The organism is Streptomyces sp. NPDC003011 (genome assembly GCF_053591515.1).
Window position 1 is genome coordinate 1 of sequence record NZ_JBSFTY010000081.1, and the last position, 16,522, is coordinate 16,522.

General features: G+C 68.0%; 13 protein-coding genes and 1 pseudogene. 4 read left to right on the forward strand and 10 right to left on the reverse strand.

The features are described 5' to 3' along the window. Positions 1-203: 203 nt before the first annotated feature. Genes ACWD0J_RS32195 through ACWD0J_RS32210 form a run of 4 tightly spaced genes read right to left on the reverse strand, consistent with a single transcriptional unit; the run spans position 204 to position 4,202 of the window. Entirely contained in the window at positions 204-1,070 is an 867-nt protein-coding gene (locus ACWD0J_RS32195; RefSeq protein ID WP_451499385.1) for an ABC transporter permease, read from the reverse strand. Beyond that, positions 1,067-1,963 (reverse strand): ABC transporter permease, encoded by an 897-nt coding sequence (locus ACWD0J_RS32200; RefSeq protein WP_451499386.1) that lies wholly within the window; start codon positions 1,961-1,963, stop codon positions 1,067-1,069. Before ACWD0J_RS32200 ends, ACWD0J_RS32195 begins: the two co-directional genes overlap by 4 nt. Positions 1,964-1,966: 3 nt before the next feature. After that, positions 1,967-3,106 (reverse strand): ABC transporter ATP-binding protein, encoded by a 1,140-nt coding sequence (locus tag ACWD0J_RS32205; protein ID WP_451499387.1) that lies wholly within the window; start codon positions 3,104-3,106, stop codon positions 1,967-1,969. Further along, entirely contained in the window at positions 3,099-4,202 is a 1,104-nt protein-coding gene (locus tag ACWD0J_RS32210) for an ABC transporter substrate-binding protein (protein ID WP_451499388.1), read from the reverse strand. Before ACWD0J_RS32210 ends, ACWD0J_RS32205 begins: the two co-directional genes overlap by 8 nt. A 599-nt stretch (positions 4,203-4,801) precedes the next feature. Between ACWD0J_RS32210 and ACWD0J_RS32215 the strand changes: the two genes are divergently transcribed. The 3 genes from ACWD0J_RS32215 to ACWD0J_RS32225 all read left to right on the forward strand — a co-directional run bounded on the left by ACWD0J_RS32215 (position 4,802) and on the right by ACWD0J_RS32225 (position 8,329). After that, on the forward strand, positions 4,802-5,476 hold the full coding sequence (locus tag ACWD0J_RS32215; RefSeq protein WP_451499389.1) for a haloacid dehalogenase type II: 675 nt from the start codon (positions 4,802-4,804) through the stop codon (positions 5,474-5,476). A 251-nt stretch (positions 5,477-5,727) separates the two neighbouring features. Next, positions 5,728-7,005: an NAD(P)/FAD-dependent oxidoreductase gene (locus ACWD0J_RS32220; RefSeq protein ID WP_451499390.1), complete on the forward strand. Its 1,278-nt coding sequence runs from the start codon at positions 5,728-5,730 to the stop codon at positions 7,003-7,005. A gap of 661 nt (positions 7,006-7,666) precedes the next feature. Further along, complete coding sequence (locus tag ACWD0J_RS32225; RefSeq protein WP_451499391.1) at positions 7,667-8,329, forward strand: GntR family transcriptional regulator; 663 nt, start codon at positions 7,667-7,669, stop codon at positions 8,327-8,329. Between the two features lie 553 nt (positions 8,330-8,882). On the opposite strand, the gene ACWD0J_RS32230 is transcribed toward ACWD0J_RS32225, so the two are convergent. The 4 genes and pseudogenes from ACWD0J_RS32230 to ACWD0J_RS32245 form a co-directional block, all read right to left on the reverse strand. Further along, on the reverse strand, positions 8,883-9,617 hold the full coding sequence (locus ACWD0J_RS32230; RefSeq protein ID WP_451499392.1) for an SDR family NAD(P)-dependent oxidoreductase: 735 nt from the start codon (positions 9,615-9,617) through the stop codon (positions 8,883-8,885). A gap of 55 nt (positions 9,618-9,672) precedes the next feature. Beyond that, positions 9,673-10,779 carry an alanine racemase gene (locus tag ACWD0J_RS32235; RefSeq protein ID WP_451499393.1) on the reverse strand — a complete coding sequence of 369 codons (1,107 nt, stop codon included), beginning with the start codon at positions 10,777-10,779 and terminating at the stop codon, positions 9,673-9,675. 100 nt (positions 10,780-10,879) lie between these two features. Further along, a complete protein-coding gene (locus ACWD0J_RS32240; protein ID WP_451499394.1) occupies positions 10,880-11,353 on the reverse strand; it encodes a RidA family protein in 474 nt (157 codons plus the stop codon). Positions 11,354-11,667: 314 nt separating this feature from the next. Beyond that, positions 11,668-12,185: pseudogene (locus ACWD0J_RS32245) on the reverse strand (transposase family protein); the annotation flags it as partial. A gap of 267 nt (positions 12,186-12,452) precedes the next feature. On the opposite strand from ACWD0J_RS32245, the gene ACWD0J_RS32250 reads away from it, so the two are divergent. Next, positions 12,453-14,558, forward strand: a complete 2,106-nt coding sequence (locus tag ACWD0J_RS32250) for a ricin-type beta-trefoil lectin domain protein (protein ID WP_451499395.1) — start codon at positions 12,453-12,455, stop codon at positions 14,556-14,558. Between the two features lie 341 nt (positions 14,559-14,899). Here ACWD0J_RS32250 and ACWD0J_RS32255 read toward each other — a convergent pair whose 3' ends face one another. After that, entirely contained in the window at positions 14,900-15,559 is a 660-nt protein-coding gene (locus ACWD0J_RS32255) for a response regulator transcription factor (RefSeq protein WP_451499396.1), read from the reverse strand. Positions 15,560-15,793: 234 nt separating this feature from the next. After that, positions 15,794-16,489, reverse strand: a complete 696-nt coding sequence (locus tag ACWD0J_RS32260) for an alpha/beta fold hydrolase (RefSeq protein ID WP_451499397.1) — start codon at positions 16,487-16,489, stop codon at positions 15,794-15,796. Positions 16,490-16,522: the final 33 nt, after the last annotated feature.

Sequence of the window (16,522 nt, forward strand, 5' to 3'; positions counted from 1 at the left end):
GGCGTGCCCGGGGTCGGCACCTTGTGGGTCGAGAGGATGTTGCCTTCCTCATCGACCGCTCGCATGGCCGTGCGCGCTTCTCCCCGCGCCCCGCCTCACCAACGTCTCAAGGGTGATGGCGGGCTTGCCGGCCGGGAGGGCGAGGTTCGGCGCCGGAATGTTCACGGTCATACTCATCGGCAGGTGCCACTGAGCGGTGATGGTCACACGGCCTCACCTCCGGGGGTGGCGATCCCCGCCGCGGTCTCGACCGACAGCGGAGAATCCTGCCGTCCGGAGCCGAGCCAGCGCACCAGGGCCACCAGGACGAGGGCAAGGATCGCGAAGGCGATGAGAATCGCGCTGATCGCGGTCACGCTGGGGTCGATGTCGAAGGTCAGGGAGTTGTATATCTGCACCGGCAGGGTGACCGTGTCGACCGACGAGAGGAACTGGGAGATGTAGAACTCGTCGAAGCTGGTGATGAAGGAGAAGATCGCCGCCGCGATCATTCCGGGGGCGGCGAGGGGGAAGGTGATCCGCCGGGCGATCGTCAGACGCCCGGCGCCCATGCTCGCGGCGGCGTCCTCCAGCCGTTCGTCGATCCCGCGCAGGGTCGCGATCAGGATGAGCACCGCGATCGGCGAGGCCAGCACGGTGTGGCCGAGCGCGATGGCGAGCGGGCTGCCCAGCATCGAGGCGGGCTCGAACAGCAGGAACAGACCGAGGGCGGTGACGATCTGCGGGATGAGCAGGGGTCCGAGGACCAGGGCGTAGACCGCGGAGCGCAGCGGGAGTTCACTGCGGGTCAGCGCGGTCGCCGCGGTGACGCCGATGACCAACGAGAACACGGTGCTCAGGGCGGCGACCAGTGCGCTCAGCGACAGTGCGGCCGGCCACTTGCTGCCGTCGGCGAACAGCGCCTGGTACCAGTTGAAAGTCCACGCGTTGGGCGGGAACGCGGCGAAGGCGTTGTCGCTGAAGGAGGTGACGAGGATGACGACGATCGGCAGCGCCAGGAACAGAAGGATCATGGTGGCGACCGCGGTCAGGGTGATCCGCCCGGCGAGGGTGCTGCGCAGCTGCATCATGACGTACTCCTCTTCTTCCGGCTGGCGCCGAGGGAGGTGACGAGCTTGACCAGCAGCAGTCCGGCGAAGGTGAGCAGCAGCAGGATCACGCCCTCGGCGGCGGCCCCGTTCCACTGGTTTTGTTTCATCACCTGCTGGTTGATGAGGGAGGCGATCATCGTCTGCTGCGGGCCGCCCATCAGGGCCGGAGTGATGTAGTAGCCCAGCGAGAGGATGAAGCTGAGCAGTCCGGCACTGGCCAGGCCGGGGGCGACCAGCGGCAGGTAGACCCGGCGGAAGATCGTCACGCGTCCCGCGCCCATGCTGGCCGCGGCGGCGAGCAGCCGCCGGTCCACGCCGCGCATCACGCCGTACAGGAGCAGCACCGTGTACGGCAGCATCACCGAGGTGGTGCCGATGACCACGCCGATCTCGTTGTAGAGCAGTTGGTACGGCGCCCCGGGAAACCACAGGTCGGCCATGGCCTGGTTCACCAGGCCCTTGTCACCGAGCAGGATGATCCAGCCGTAGGTCCGCACCAGGGCGCTGATGAAGTGGGGGACGACGACGATCAGCATGGCCACTCCGGCCCACAGGGGCTTGAGCCGGGAGATAGCGTTCGCCAGGACGAACCCGAAGACGAGACTGAACAGTGCCGTCTCCGCCGAGATCCGCAACGTGGTGAACAGGACCGAGAGGTTGACCCCGGTCAGCGCGTCGATGTACCAGTGCAGCGTCAGCGATCCGTCGGTGTTCTTCAGGCTGAGGAACAGTGTGCTGAAGATCGGGTAGACGAACAGCACCAGCAGGTAGACGACGACCGGCAGCGCGTAGAGGATTCCGGCCCTTGTTCTGCGGGAGGCCAGCAGCTTGCGCGGACGGGCCGGGGCGGTGCCGGTGAGGGTGGCGGCCATGGCTCACCCGTCCTGTTCCGAGAGGAAGAGATTGACGTCATCGGGATCGACGGTCACTCCGACCCGCTCGCCCGCGACGGGACCGCGGCCGGCCGGTACCTCGAGACGCAGCAGCGGCGCGTCCCCGCCGTCGATACGCACCCCCGCGCGGACCACACTGCCCACGTACGCGGCGGTCTCGACCGTGCCGGTACAGAAACCGTCATCGGGGGCGCCGGCCCGCAGACGGCCCGGCTGGACAGCGACCTTGACCGGGGTACCGGAAGCCAGCTCGTGGCGCCGCGCCTTCAGCAGACCGCCTGACTGGTCGAGGCGGACCACGGTGTGCTCGTCGGTGCTCTGCACCACGCGGCCGGGCAGGAAGTTCGCCGCGCCGAGGAAGTCCGCGACGAACGGTGTCCTCGGCCGCTCGAACAGCTCCCTGGGCGTGTCGAACTGCTCGATCCTGCCGTCGCGCATCACCGCGATGCGGTCGGACATGACCAGCGCCTCCTCCTGATCATGCGTCACGTAGATCACGGTCAGGCCGAGTTCCTGCTGGATGGCCTTGATCTCGACCTGGAGCTGGTCGCGCAGCTTCTTGTCCAGCGCGCCGAGCGGCTCGTCCATGAGGATGACCGGGGGCCGGTAGACCAGCGCCCGGCACAGGGCCACACGCTGCTGCTGACCGCCGGACAGCTCGCGTGGCTTGCGGCCCGCGAAGCCGGACAGGCCCACGATCTCCAGGGTCTCCCCCACTCGCCTGCGGATGTCGTCCTTCGACACTCCGCGCAGCTGGAGCGGGAAGGCGACGTTCTCCCCGACGGTCATGTGCGGGAAGAGCAGGTACTGCTGGAAGACGAAGCCGAGGTTCCGCTTCTGCGGGGCGAGCCGTGTGACGTCGCGACCGCCGACGGTGATGGTGCCGGAGTCGGGTTCGCAGAACCCGGCGATCATCATCAGGGTCGTAGTCTTGCCCGACCCTGACGCGCCCAGGAAAGTGACGAACTCCCCGGCCGCGATCTCCATGGACGCTTCGTCGACAGCGACGACGTCCTCGTACGTCTTGCGCAGGGCCACCACCGACAGCGCTTTGCCGGTCGCGGTGGCCGACGAGCTTCCGGCCACCTCGACGGACGGTGTGACCACACCGATTTCAGCCACGAGCCCACTCCAACCAGCGCTTGATGACGGCCGCTTCGTTCTTGATCCACCACTCGATGTCCGCGTCGAAACCCTTGTCGTAGTACTCCGGCGCACCCGCGAGCGTGGAGAGCTCCTTCTCGGTGAGCTTCTTGTAAGCCACCGGGGAAGACGGGTTCGCGGGGAAGGTCTTGGCCAGACGGGCCTGGACTTCGGGATGCAGCGAGTAGTCGAGCAGCTGGTAGGCGGTGTCCACGTGGGCCGCGCCCATCGGGATGCCGAAGCCCGAGAACTGGCGGCGGGCGCCGTCGAGCTGGGCCGCGACCGGGACGCCCTGCTTCGTCAGATCGGCGAGCCGGCCGTGCCAGATGGTGGACATCGTCACCTCCTCGCGGCTCAGCAGCACACCGGGCAGCGGGCCGCTGTCCCAGAACTTCTTGACGTCGGACCGGATCCGGTCCATCACCTTGAAGGCACGGTCCACGTCGAGTGGATACAGCTTGTCCAGCGGGACGCCGTCGGCCAGCAGCGCGAACTCCAGCTCCGCCAGGTCGGCGTCCGGGTTGCACAGCGAACGGCTGCCCTTGAACGACTTGGTGTCCCAGAAGTCCGCCCACGACTCGGGCTTGCGGCCGCCGAAGTCGTCGGTGCGGTACGCCATGCACTGGGCGTAGAAACTGTGGGCGACAGCATGCTCGGTGATCTGACCGTCGGGGATCTTCGCGCTCTTCAGGCTCTTGATCCGGTCGCGGTCCAGGTTCTCCAGGTGGCCCTGGTCCGCGAACTTGAAGAGGTCCATCATCGAGGTGTTGACCAGGTCGAACTGAGGACGGCCCTGCTTCATCTGGGCCAGCATCTGGGTGCCCTCAAGGCTGGTCACCTTGACGGCGATGCCGGTCTCCTGCGTGAACGGCGTGTAGACCGCCTTCTGCAGGGCCTCACCGAACGAACCGCCGCTGTCGCGGACGATCACCGTCTTGCTGCCGGCCTGACCGCCGGCGGTCGCGGCGCGGGTGGTGCCGGTGCCGCAGGCGGCGAGGGAGGGAAGGGCGGCGAGGGCGGCCAGGCCGCCTGCTCCGCGCAGGAGCGCTCTCCGGCCGATCAGGGGGTCACTCATGGCAATACTCCTCATCTGTTGACGCGTGGACCAGCTGTGCGGGGGACCGAGGGGATGCCGGCGGGTGTGGGGCCGGGGCCGGTCTGTTGTGCGGCTGCGCGTGGACGGCGAGCTCCGCATCGGGGGAGATGGTGAACCCGCGCATGTCCGGGAGCACGCGTCCGGCGGCGTTGGCGGTGACCTCGAAGCGTGGGGACGGCGGTCGCTGAGGGGCCCTCAGGCCGCTCCCGTTCTCATCTCGCGTGAATTCACGAAACGTCCGCTAAAAGTGGGAAGAGAATGACAGTGGGCCTGGAGGGAGTCAAGGGGTGCGCGCCGCGGACATTGCCCGCCCCGGCGCAACCGGATGAGCAGGTCGTTTTCTCGGCCGGGAAGAGGGTCACCGGCTGGAGGTTCGCCGCCACCTGACCCGGTATGGAGACCGCACCGCGTCGGCCGGGCCGAGCCTCCTCGGTCGTCGACTCAGGTCGCCCATAGAGCAGCGCCATCTCGTCCACATCCTTCGATCGGGGGCCGACAGGGCGACTCTGCCAACTGTTGACATTTGACAGGCTGCCATCCTACGGTCGTGCCAGGCAACCCCCAAGAGAGGACCAACGATGACCGACACGACATTCAGGCCGACCTACGTCTCCTTCGACTGCTACGGCACGTTGATCAACTGGCAGATGACCCCGATCACCAAGGAGCTCGCGGGCGACCGCATCCCCGAGGAGCACTGGGACCAGTTCGTCATCGACTTCCGCAACTACCGCTACGACCAGGTCTGCGGCGTTTTCTACTCCTACCCCCAGGTACTGCAGGACGCGTTCGAGCGGGTGTGCACGAAGTGGGGCATCAAGGCGCAGGCCGACGCCGGGGAGCGCTTCGCGACCGGCATGCGCAGCTGGGGGCCGCACGCGGACGTGCCGACGCCGCTGAAGAAGATGGGCGAGCACTACAAGCTGGTGATCCTCTCCAACGCCGACGACTCGTTCCTGGCGGAGAGCGTGCCGCGGCTCGGGGCGGACTTCCACGCGGTGTACACCGCGGAGCAGTCCGGCTTCTACAAGCCTCGCTACGGCGCCTTCGAGTACATGCTCGACCAGCTCGACGCCACGCCGGACGACTTCCTGCACGTGTCGTCGCACACCCGCTACGACCTGATGCCGGCGGACGACCTGGGCTTCCATAACAAGGTGATGCTGGACCGGGGCGCCGACCCGCACTCGCCGGCCTACAACTACGTCACCGTCAAGAGCCTCGACGAGGTCAACACCATGCTCGGCATCTGACCCGGCCCCCAGGCCGTCGGCGCTCATGAGACAAGTCGTCGTGGTGGGGGGCTCGCTCGCGGGCCCCCAGGTCGCAACAGAATCCGACATCCCGGCTATTGGCTGACGCCGCCCGGCCGTGGCCACCGCGTGCCACGACCTGATTCCCGCTGATGACCTGCGCATCGCCAAGAACTGTTGTCGGTTCTGCCTCCCCTCTCAGACTCCGACAACGGGGCACCTGCCCCGCCCACCACCCAGGAGAAGCACCGATGAAGCTCACCCCGTACTGGCTCGATACCTCCCCGCAAGGGCCTGACCGTTCCCGGACCGAGGTGAGCGGCGATGTGGACGTGGCGGTGGTCGGGGCAGGTTTGACCGGGCTGTCCGCAGCCCTTCATCTCGCCCGCAAGGGAGCGAAGGTCGCCGTCCTGGAGAAGGACACCGTGGCCTACGGCGCGTCGGGCCGCAACGGCGGCATGGCCACCACAGGACTGTCGATCGGCACCCGCGACGCGATCACCCGCTACGGCTTCGAGACCGCGAGACGGTACCTCGCGACCTACCACGACGCCGTCGACACCATCGAGAAGCTGGTCGCCGACGAAAGCATCGACTGCGACTTCGCCCGTTCGGGCAAGCTGATCCTGGCCTCCAAGCCGGCTCACTTCGACGGCCTGCGCAAGACCCACGAGCTGTCCGACCGGATCGGGCTCGACAAGACACGCCTGGTACCCAGGAGCGAAATCCACGCGGAGATCGGCTCCGACCTCTACCACGGCGCGATGGTCGACACCAAGAGCGCCGGACTGCACGTCGGCAAGTACACCCGAGGCCTGGGCGAGGCCGCGGCGCGGGCGGGCGCCGAGATCCACGAGAAGGCACCGGTCGAGCAGGTCCGGCGGCTGGGCGGCACCAAGCACGAGGTGGTCACCGCACGCGGGACCGTCCGGGCCGACCAGGTCCTCGTCGCGACCAGCGGCTACACCGGCCGGCCGTTCCGCTGGCTTCAGGTCAGGATCGCGCCCGTCGGGAGCTTCATCATCGTGACCGAACCGTTGGGCAAGGACCTCTGCGACCAGATCATGCCGACCCGGCGGATGGCGTCGACGTCCATGAACCTGCTGCACTACTTCCGGATCACACCGGACCACCGGTTGCTGTTCGGTGGCCGTGCCCGGTTCGCCATGGCCGGCCCGCAGTCGGACGAGAAGAGCGGGCGCATCCTGCACAAGGCGATGACCGAGGTCTTCCCGCAGCTCACGCGCACCCGCGTCGACTACTGCTGGGGCGGCCTGGTCGACATGACCATGGATCGGATGGTGCACGCCGGCGAGCAGGACGGGCTGTTCTACTCGGTCGGCTACTCCGGCCACGGCGTCCAGATGGCCACCTACATGGGCAAGCAGATGGCGGAGTACATGGACGGGACGACGGCCGCCAACCCCTGGCGCGACCTGTCCTTCCCCCGGATACCCGGCCACTTCGGCCCGCCGTGGTTCCTGCCCTTCGCAGGCGCGTACTACAAGGCCAAGGACCTCATCAAGTAGGCAAGGGCGTGGTGATGCGGAAATGCAGGACCGCCAACGCGGTCACGTCCATCGCCGGGACTCCGGGATCGGCGACGGATCACTGGTCAGGACCCGTGCCGCCGCCCGGTCGACCGCTGTACACCTTGGAGATCGCCAACAACGTGCCGGTGTCCCGGGGCGGCGTGCGGTGGGTCCTGGCGCTCGCCGACCTGCTCGGCGAAGAACCTCAAAGCCACGAACCACCTCTGCCCGCCGAGGTGGTTCGTGCTCTTCCTCCGCCTGATCCCGGGCTTCGTTCGGCTGGGGACGGCGATGGGCTTCCTGGGCCCGCACGGACTGGTCACCGTCGGATCGCTGTCCTCCACAGGGTCGGGTGCGCGGCCTCCGCACCCCGACTGGGCGCGAGGATCCTGGACGCCAAGGCCCTCCATGGAAGGCGCGCCCTGGACAGGCATCCTCCCGATGCCGCTGCATTCCCCACCCGCCTCAGCGCTACCATGATCGGACAGGGGCTGGATATGAAGAAGAGCCGACGCAAGCACGCAGATACAGCGAAGCCCGTGGAGACAGCTACGAGCGGTCCGGGCGCTGCGCCGCAGACCGTGATCGACGAGGGGGAAGCCCTGTGAGTCCAGAGTCCGCAAGGCCGACCCGCCTGCCCCGGGAGACCTTCGCCACGATGGTGACCGAACGCCTTCGGGAGGAGATCATCGACGGCACCTTGGCCCCCGGCACACAGCTCAGCGAGGTCGAGATGGCCAAGAGCTTCGGGGTGAGCCGTGGGCCGATCCGAGAGGCGCTCCAGCGGCTGATCCAGGAAGGACTGCTCCGCGGCGAGCCTCACCGAAGGGTCACCGTCCCGCTGCTCACCAAGGAAGACGTCGCTGACATCTACCTGGCTCGTGCGGCGTTGGAGTCCGCAGCGGTCCAGTCCATCATCGCCTCCGCCAGGTCGGAGAAGGCCTACAAGGAACTGGACAGGAACGTCAGGTTGATGGATGCCGCAGAAGCGGCCGGCGACTGGGCGGTGGTGAAGAAGTACGACCTGGAGTTCCACACCATCCTGGTCGCCGCCTCCGGGAGCCAGCGGCTCCAGCGCATGTTCAGCACGGTGATCTCCGAGACCCGGTTGTGCATGGGCGCCCTCACCGCAGAGGAGGCTCGACGCCATCACGAGGCCCAGAGCCCGGGTGAAGTCAATCACCGCAAGATCAGCGAGTTGATCCGGGAGGGCGACACCGTTGGCGCCCTGGCGGCGCTGAAGAAGCACTTCGACGACGCGGTGTCAGCCTTGACCAGCCGGGACAGTGAGGGCGACACGGAGCCGGCTCCCACGCGCTGAGAGCAGCGCCGGTGACGCGCGAGGCCGTGCCGCCGCGTTCACCTGAGACCGAAGCGGCGCGACGAGGGCACGGCAACAGGAAAGCCGTACTCTTTCCAGTAACGAAGGTCATGCTGGGGCGACCAGCCTGTGTGGCCAGGTCACTCAGGCCGTGTGCCAGGCCGCCCGACCGGCCAGGCGCGCGTCGTCCTTCGCCTGCCGGTCGTCGGGCTGGACAGTGCGCGGGCGATGATCGCGGGGCGCTGAATCCTGCGATCACCTGCGACCCGGGCTTGGCTTCCGCGGGGCGGGCCGTGCGCTCGACCACGGCTGTCGTGTCGTGCCGCGATATCTGTCGCCGACGACGCCTGGAAGCACCGAAGAGCGCCAGAGCGCTGGGCAACCTGCACGCGACCGGGCGACGGCCCCTGCCGTGGTCGAGATCGTTGTTCCAGGAGTTACGTGACCGTTCTAACCAGCAGAGCGTTGCCTTGATCGGGGATCACGACAGCAAACGGCGAGTGGAAAGAGGATGCGTCTGCTCTTCGACTGGGCGGGATCGCTGATGGCGCCGTCAGAAGGCGGTGTAGCCGCCGTCCACGGGGAGAACCGCTCCGGTGATGTAGGACGACTCCGGTGAGGCGAGAAACAGGACCGCGTCCGCTATCTCCTCGGGAGTGGCGAGGCGTTGGAGCGGTATCTGGGCCTCGCGCCGGCGCCGGTACGCCTCGGGGTCGGGCCGGCGCTGGAACGACGCCTCGATGACGGGTGTGACGGTCAGGCCCGGAGCGACGACGTTGACGCGGATGTTGCGCGGAGCCCATTCGATGGCCGCGCCCTTGGCCAGCATGATGAGGCCTCCCTTGGCGGCCGAGTACAGCACTTCCTCGGGCTTGCCCACCATGCCGAGCCGTGAGCCGACGCAGACGAATGAGCCCCCTGCCTCGGGCATCAGCGGTGCGAAGTGCTTCATCACCAGGAACGCGCTGAGCAGGTTGCTGTGCAGCACGTTCTTCGCGTCTTCGTACGCCATCTCGGTGAGCGGGCTGCTCACCTGAAGGCCGTGGTTCAGGACGACGACATCGAGGGTCCCCACGGACTCGGCGGCCCGGTGAGCCAGGCTCGCGACGAACGCCTCGTCGTTGAGGTCACCGGGGACATACAGGTCGTCGGGCTGGACGGTGTCCAGATGCTCCCTGCGACCGGTGAGGAGCAGTCGCGCGCCCTCACGACGGAAGTGGGAACTCACCGCCTCCCCGATCCCGCTACTGGCTCCGGTCACCAGCGCCGTGACCTTCTCAAGTCTCATGTCAGCCACTCTTTTCTTGGTTGGACGAGGGGGTGGGGCATCGCTGCGAGACCGCTCAGCTGAGACGTCCCCGGGCCGCGACCGACCACCGCTGCGGCGTCGTGCCCTGCGAGTCGGTCACGATCAGTTCCTCGAAGTTGTTCACGATCGGGCAGCAGTGGTTGGGCACCATCGGGAGAACGGTCCCGACACTGGGCCGCGGCTCCTCGGGAGGCACGGCGAGAAAGCCGTGGTACTCGTTGAGCTTGGACAGGACGGCCTTCATGCCGGCGACCCCGCCGTACCCACGCTCGGGGTTGCCGTCCCGGCTGAGCGCCTTGGTGCCGACGTCGAGGATGACCTGGCCCGGAACCCAGTCGCTGACCACCGTGACCGCGACGAACAGCGCGATCTGGTCCTCATCGCACGCGCCGAGCCGGGTGTTGTCCATGTCGCAGAAGACGTACTCGCCCGGACGGATCTCGGTGATCAGGCTGCTGGTGGAGAACGCGACCGTGGGCGTGGAGCCCGCACTGACCACCTCAGCGGTCACCCCGACGTCGGCGAAGCTGCGCACCGCCTTGATCAGCGCGACCTCCTGGTCCCACGCGGCACGCGCGCGAGCGTGCGGGGCGGACCCGCCGTGACCCGGGTAGGTGTAGACGCCCACGGGCACCAGTCCACGCTTCCAGGCGGCGAGGGCGAGATCACCCGCGGCCTCGGGCGGCGCACCCGACCGGCGGGCGCCACAGTCCACCTCTACGACGATCTCCAGCCGGTCGGGTTCGTCGCCCATCGCGTCGGCGAGGGCCTCAATGGCCGCGACGTTGTCGACGCCCACCCGGAGCCGGGTGGTCTCGGCGAGCCGCCGGATCCGCTCGCCCTTGGTCCCCGCAGGCCAGATCGGGTAGGCGAGGAAGATGTCGTCGAAACCGGCCGCGGCGAAGATCTCTGCTTCACCGACGTTGCCGGCGGTGACCCCGACGGCCCCCGCCTCTACCTGGAGCCTGCCGATCTCCACACACTTGTGGGTCTTGACGTGAGGTCTGACCTGCAGGTTGTGCTGGGCGGCGAAGCCCTGCATCCGGTCGATGTTCCGCTGCATGACGTCGAACAGCACGATGGGCGCGGGTGTGTCCACCCGCTCGACCAACGCGTCGAGTGCTCGTTGGAGCCGGTGCACGCTGCACTCCTCGGATAACGGTGCGAAAAGGATGGATGGCGGGCGTCCCGACTCCCTCGAATGCCGAACGAGTCACGCCCGCCGTTCAGATGGGCGTGTCCTACACCGCCGCGCAGACCATCTGGATCTCAACAGGACTGTTACGCGGCAGTCCGGCGACACCGATGGCGGTGCGGGCGTGCCGCCCGTTCTCGCCGAGCACGTCGACGAGCAGCTCACTCGCCGCGTCGGCGACACGCGACTGCTCACCGAACTCCGGCGCACTGGCGACGAAGACCAGCATCTGCACGACACGGACCCGATCCAGGTCGCCCACCGCGTCCGCGGCGGCGGCAAGGCAATTCACCACCGCTTGACGCGCCAGACCCCGCGCCGCCTCCACCTCGACGCCGCGGCCGACGATGCCCTGACCCAGCAGCACACCGTCCTTGTACGGCAGCTGTCCCGACACGTAAACGCTGGAGTCAACCGTCCGGTGGTTCACGTACTTCGCGTCGTTGCCGACGCGGGGAAGCGGGAAGCCGAGAGCCTCGAGGCGCTCCGAAGCCGTACCGGTCTGCGTGTTGGTTTCCACTGCTCCTCCTGTGCGTCCAGGCCGCCCTATGAGGCGGTCCGATGGAGTGACCCTAAGACGCCACCTGCAAACTGTCAACAGTTGGCAATCTACAGTTAATCGAGGTCGAGTCGGTGGGCCGTGTGTGGAGATCCCGACCACGGGCCGAGGCACTGTGCGGATCCCCCGCCGTTCGCCGTCTGCACAGGTCAGAAGGTGGCGCGCAGTTGCTCGATCCGCAGCCACGCCCCGTTCTTCCGAAAGGCACCGACAAAAAGGTGAGCATCTGCAGGGCTTGCACCAGGACGAAGAGACTCACTGAGCTTCTTCAAGCCTTGCCGCTCCCGGGTGAGGACGGCCTTGGCGACTGACGTCATGCGGTTTGGGCTGCATCGGGATCTGCGGAAGATCTGCCAGGACCTCAGACGTGCGACGCCGCGCTCGACCGGTGCCCGTGCCGCGGCCAGGGCCTGGTTGACGGTCTTCTCGGTGAGGGTGAGTTCCTGCAGGGGTCTGCGTTTGCTGCCGGTACTCACCCAGGGGCCGCCGCCCTGGTAGGCGAGGTCGGCCAGGATGGGGACGCCCTGGCGCTCGCAGATGCGGGTCATCCGGTGGGTGTGGGCAGCGGTCAAGTCGTGAGCTCGGCCGGGCAGAGCGGGTAAGAGCCACATCAAGCGGCCGCCGGGGATCGGTGACCACCTGTGCGTTCACCCCGTGCCGGCGGTGCTCGGGAGTAGTCGGCCCGTCCGTCGCCCACCCGGTCGCACTCGGCGAGCATGCCGGCCAGCACAACGAAGTCCACATCGGCCTCGCGCAGGACCTTCAGCAGAGCCGGCGCACGTTCGGCGAGCAGGTGATGACCGTGCTCCTGCGGCGAGGGCCACTGCTGTGGGTGCTCGGCAGAGCCACCAAGGCCGCGGAGCTCGTCCGGTGAGCGGCCTGGCAATGGCCTTGATTCGGGCTCGTCCGCGTACTGGCCCACCAAGGTGGTCAAACCCATTGACGCCGTCTTCAGGCACCCCTAGTTTCGGCGCACCGGTCCGACTTGTCGACTGGTGTCCGATATTTCGACCAGAGTTCGCGGTCAGGGCTGACTCTGGCGTTCCCTGGAAGGAAGCACATGCCACTTCAGTCACGCCCAACCGGTTTTAGGGGCCGGTGCAGAGCCGCTGTGATCCGTGCGCTGGTGGCAGCGACGGTAGCCGTCGGCGGGCTCGTGGGCATCCAGCAACAAGCCCCCCGTGATCTCGGCGCCGTGGAACCGGTGGCTGTGACGTCGAACCAGGTACCGGTGGATCCGGCGCCGATGGGCTGGGCGTCATGGAACGCCTTCGCCGCCAAGGTCGACTACAACGTGATCAAGGGACAGGTCGACGCGTTCGTCGCGGCCGGGCTGCCCGAGGCCGGTTACAAGTACATCAACATCGACGAGGGCTGGTGGCAGGGCACCCGCGACAGCGCGGGCAACATCACGATCGACGAGGCCGAGTGGCCCGGCGGGATGCAGGCGATTGCCGACTACATCCACAGCAAGGGCCTCAAGGCCGGTATCTACACCGACGCGGGCAAGGACGGCTGCGGCTACTACTTCCCGACCGGCCGTCCCGCCGCGCCGAACTCCGGCAGTGAGGGCCACTACGAGCAGGACATGCTCCAGTTCTCGAAGTGGGGCTTCGACTACGTCAAGGTCGACTGGTGTGGCGGGGACGTAGAGAACCTCGACGCCAAGGCCACTTACCAGGCCATCAGCGACGCCGTCGCCAAGGCCTCGGCCACCACGGGCCGGCCCCTGACACTGTCCGTCTGCAACTGGGGCAAGCAGAACCCGTGGAACTGGGGCGCCGGTATGGCCGCCCTGTGGCGCACCAACTTTGACATCATCATCCACGGCAACGCGCCTTCGTGGACCAACATGCTCGCCAACTTCGACGCGAACGTGCACCCCACGGCCCAGCACACCGGCTACTACAACGACCCGGACATGCTCATGGTCGGCCTGGACGGCTTCACCGCCGCCCAGAACCGCAGCCACATGAACCTGTGGGCCATCTCCGGCGCACCGCTCCTCGCCGGCAACAACCTGGCCACGATGAGCACCGAGACCGCGAACATCCTGAAGAATCCCGAGGTCATCGCGGTCGACCAGGACCCGCGCGGCCTCCAGGGCGTCAAGGTCGCCGAGGACACCGCCGGACTGCAGGTCTACAGCAAGGTCCTGTCCGGCACCGGAAAGCGGGCCGTCGTCCTGCTCAACCGCACCTCCAACGCGCAGAACATGACCGTCCGCTGGTCCGACCTCGGCCTGACCAACGCCTCCGCGACCGTCCGCAACCTCTGGACGCGGTCCAACGCGGGCAGCTTCGGCACCAGTTACACCACCTCCGTCCCCGCCAAGGACTCGGTGATCCTCACGGTCACCGGCGCCACCGAAGCGGCGAGCGCCACATACGAGGCCGAGTCCGCCGCCAACACCAAGGCCGGCTCGGCGGCCAACGCCGCCTGCGCCGGCTGCTCGGGCTCCACCAAGGTCGGCTACGTCGGCAACGGCGCGGCCAACACCCTGCGGTTCAACGGCGTCTCGGCCGCCGACACCGGCGTCAAGGTCGTCGACATCGCCTACACCAACGGCGAGAGCAAGGCACGTACAGCTGTACTCCAGGTCAACGGACAGCAGCCCACCACGGTCTCCTTCCCGCCGACCGGCTCCTGGTCCACGCCGGGCACGGTCTCGGTCGAGGTCTCCCTGGCCAAGGGGTCCGCGAACACGCTCACCTTCTCCAACGCCTCAGCCTGGACACCGGACCTCGACGCCATCGAGGTACGGCCACTGCCCGGCACGAACGGCACGCAGATCGTCGGGCAGCCGTCCGGCCGCTGCCTCGACCTCAACAACAACACCATCACCAACGGCCAGGACGCCCAGCTGTGGGACTGCCACGGCGGCTACAACCAGACCTGGACGTACACCGCACGCAAGGAACTGGTGGTCTACGGCAACAAGTGCCTGGACGCGTACGGGGCCGGGACGACCGACGGGACGAGGGTCGTCACCTGGGACTGCAACGGCAACACCAACCAGAAGTGGAACGTGAACGCCGACGGCACCATCACCAACGTGAACGCCGGCCTCTGCCTGGACACCTACCAGGCCCGGACAGCCAACGGCACCAAGACGGTCCTGTGGACCTGCAACGGCGGCGCCGGCCAGAAGTGGACCAGGCAGTAATCCCGAAGTCACCGTCCTGGTCACCGGACGGCTGAGTCAAGTACCGCGGGGCGGAATCAATTCCCCCCGCGGTGCGGGACTGGCTGCCCGAATGCCCTCTGAGCCGCGGGTTCGTCCGTTGCGTAACCGGCGCCGGGCCCTTCCCCGAGGCGGCGATCAGGCCGGGGCGCGCCCCCGGAGCCAGCTGCCTCACGATCGCCCCGGTGATCGCGCCGGTGCCGGGGCCCAGCGGAGCGAGGCGCCGGTGAGCCGGGGGCGGCGAAGGAACTCCCGCATGATCGACAAGTCCAGAAGCTAGGTATCGGCTGTGTCCTCGGGCGTCCTCCCCAGCGCCGACCGGGTCATCCGCCAGGACGAACCAATCCGCTCTCGTAGGCCACGACGACAGCCTGGACGCGGTCGCGGATGTGCAGTTTGGCGAAGATGCGGCCTACGTGGGTCTTGACCGTGCTCTCGCCGAGGAACAGCTTCTCGGCGATCTCCACGTTGTTCAGACCGCGGCCGACCAGACACAGCACCTCCCGCTCACGGTCGGTCAGTGTGTCGAGGCGGGCGTCGGCGAGTGGAGCGACGGCGCCCGTGACATACCGGTCGATGAGCCGCCGCGCCACCGACGGGGCGATCATCGTGTCGCCGCGCAGCACGCCGCGGACGGCGACGAGCATCTCGGCGGCCGACGCGTCCTTGACGAGGAAGCCACTCGCTCCGGCGCGCAGCGCCGCGTAGGCGTACTCGTCGCGGTCACAGGCGGTGAGGATCAGCACATGTGTCCCGGGCAGTTCGGCGCGCAGTCGCGCGGTGGCCGATATGCCGTCCAGGCATGGCAGCCGCGCCTCCATGAGCACGAGGTCCGGGCACAGCGTGAGTGCCTGCGCCACGGCCGCCTCGCCGTCCCCTGCCTCGCCGACGACCGTGAGGTCCGCCTGGCTGTCGATCACCCCGCGCAGGCCGATCCGCATCAACTCCTGGGCATCGCAGATCAGTACACCGGTCTCGGTCATGGCGCCCCGCCTCCTGACACGGCCACCCGCTCCCGCGCGCCGGTCGGCCCGTGCCCGGACACCGGATGGTCGGAGTCACGGGCACCGGCGTGGACGGCGGTGCCACGGCGGAACGGCTCGACAGCAAGTGTCCGGCCAAGACCCCGGTCAATTCCGGTGGCGAGAAGGGTGCTGGTGGACAGGCCCATGGAATCCTCCTGGTGGAATGGGGTTGAAGGGGAAGGCGCGCTGGTCTCACCGAACGGTCCTGCCGATCTTCTGTGCCGACCGGTGAACCGGCCGCGTATGCCGGGGGTCAGGTGATCGGGTCAGTCGTGTGGGCGGCCTGAGGGTGTCGGCTTCGCATACGCCTCGCCGGTCGGACGGCGTGCTTCGAACGCGGCCAGCGCGACGACGATCGCGGCGGCGATGATTGCCGCCAGGTAGGCCGGGGCCGCCGGCGTGAGCATGCCCCCGACGACCAGAGCGGACAGCGTGACCAGCCGTGACCAGTGCTGCCTCGGACACCTCCAGGAGTCCGGTGGCCAGCCGCCTGGCCACCCTGGCGAGGTGCTCGTACCCGGCGGCGCGTCCGGTGTCCGTCTCCGGGAAGAACAGGAACACCTCGTCGTCCCCGGTGACCTCGGGTTTGGTCATGGTGGCCCGCACCAGAGCCTCGATGAAATCGACGGCGCCGTCGGCAAGTCCCTCGACGGAGTCGCGCGGGGTACCGGCGGTGTAGCCGGTGCCGATGTTGTCGAACACGATCACGTCGCGATCGGCGGCCCGGTGGTCCAGGAACGTTGGGTCCCACCAGCCGAGGGTCCCCCGGACCCTGTTCAGCAGGACCAGCGGGACGCCGCCGGTCGGGCCGACGCGCCGGTAGGTGAAGGTTGCGGAGGGGCCGTCCACCGTGAGGTCTTCGGCCGTGTCTGCCAGATAGGTGCTCATGCCGAGCTTCGCCTTCTTGCCGCTGTGCCTGGT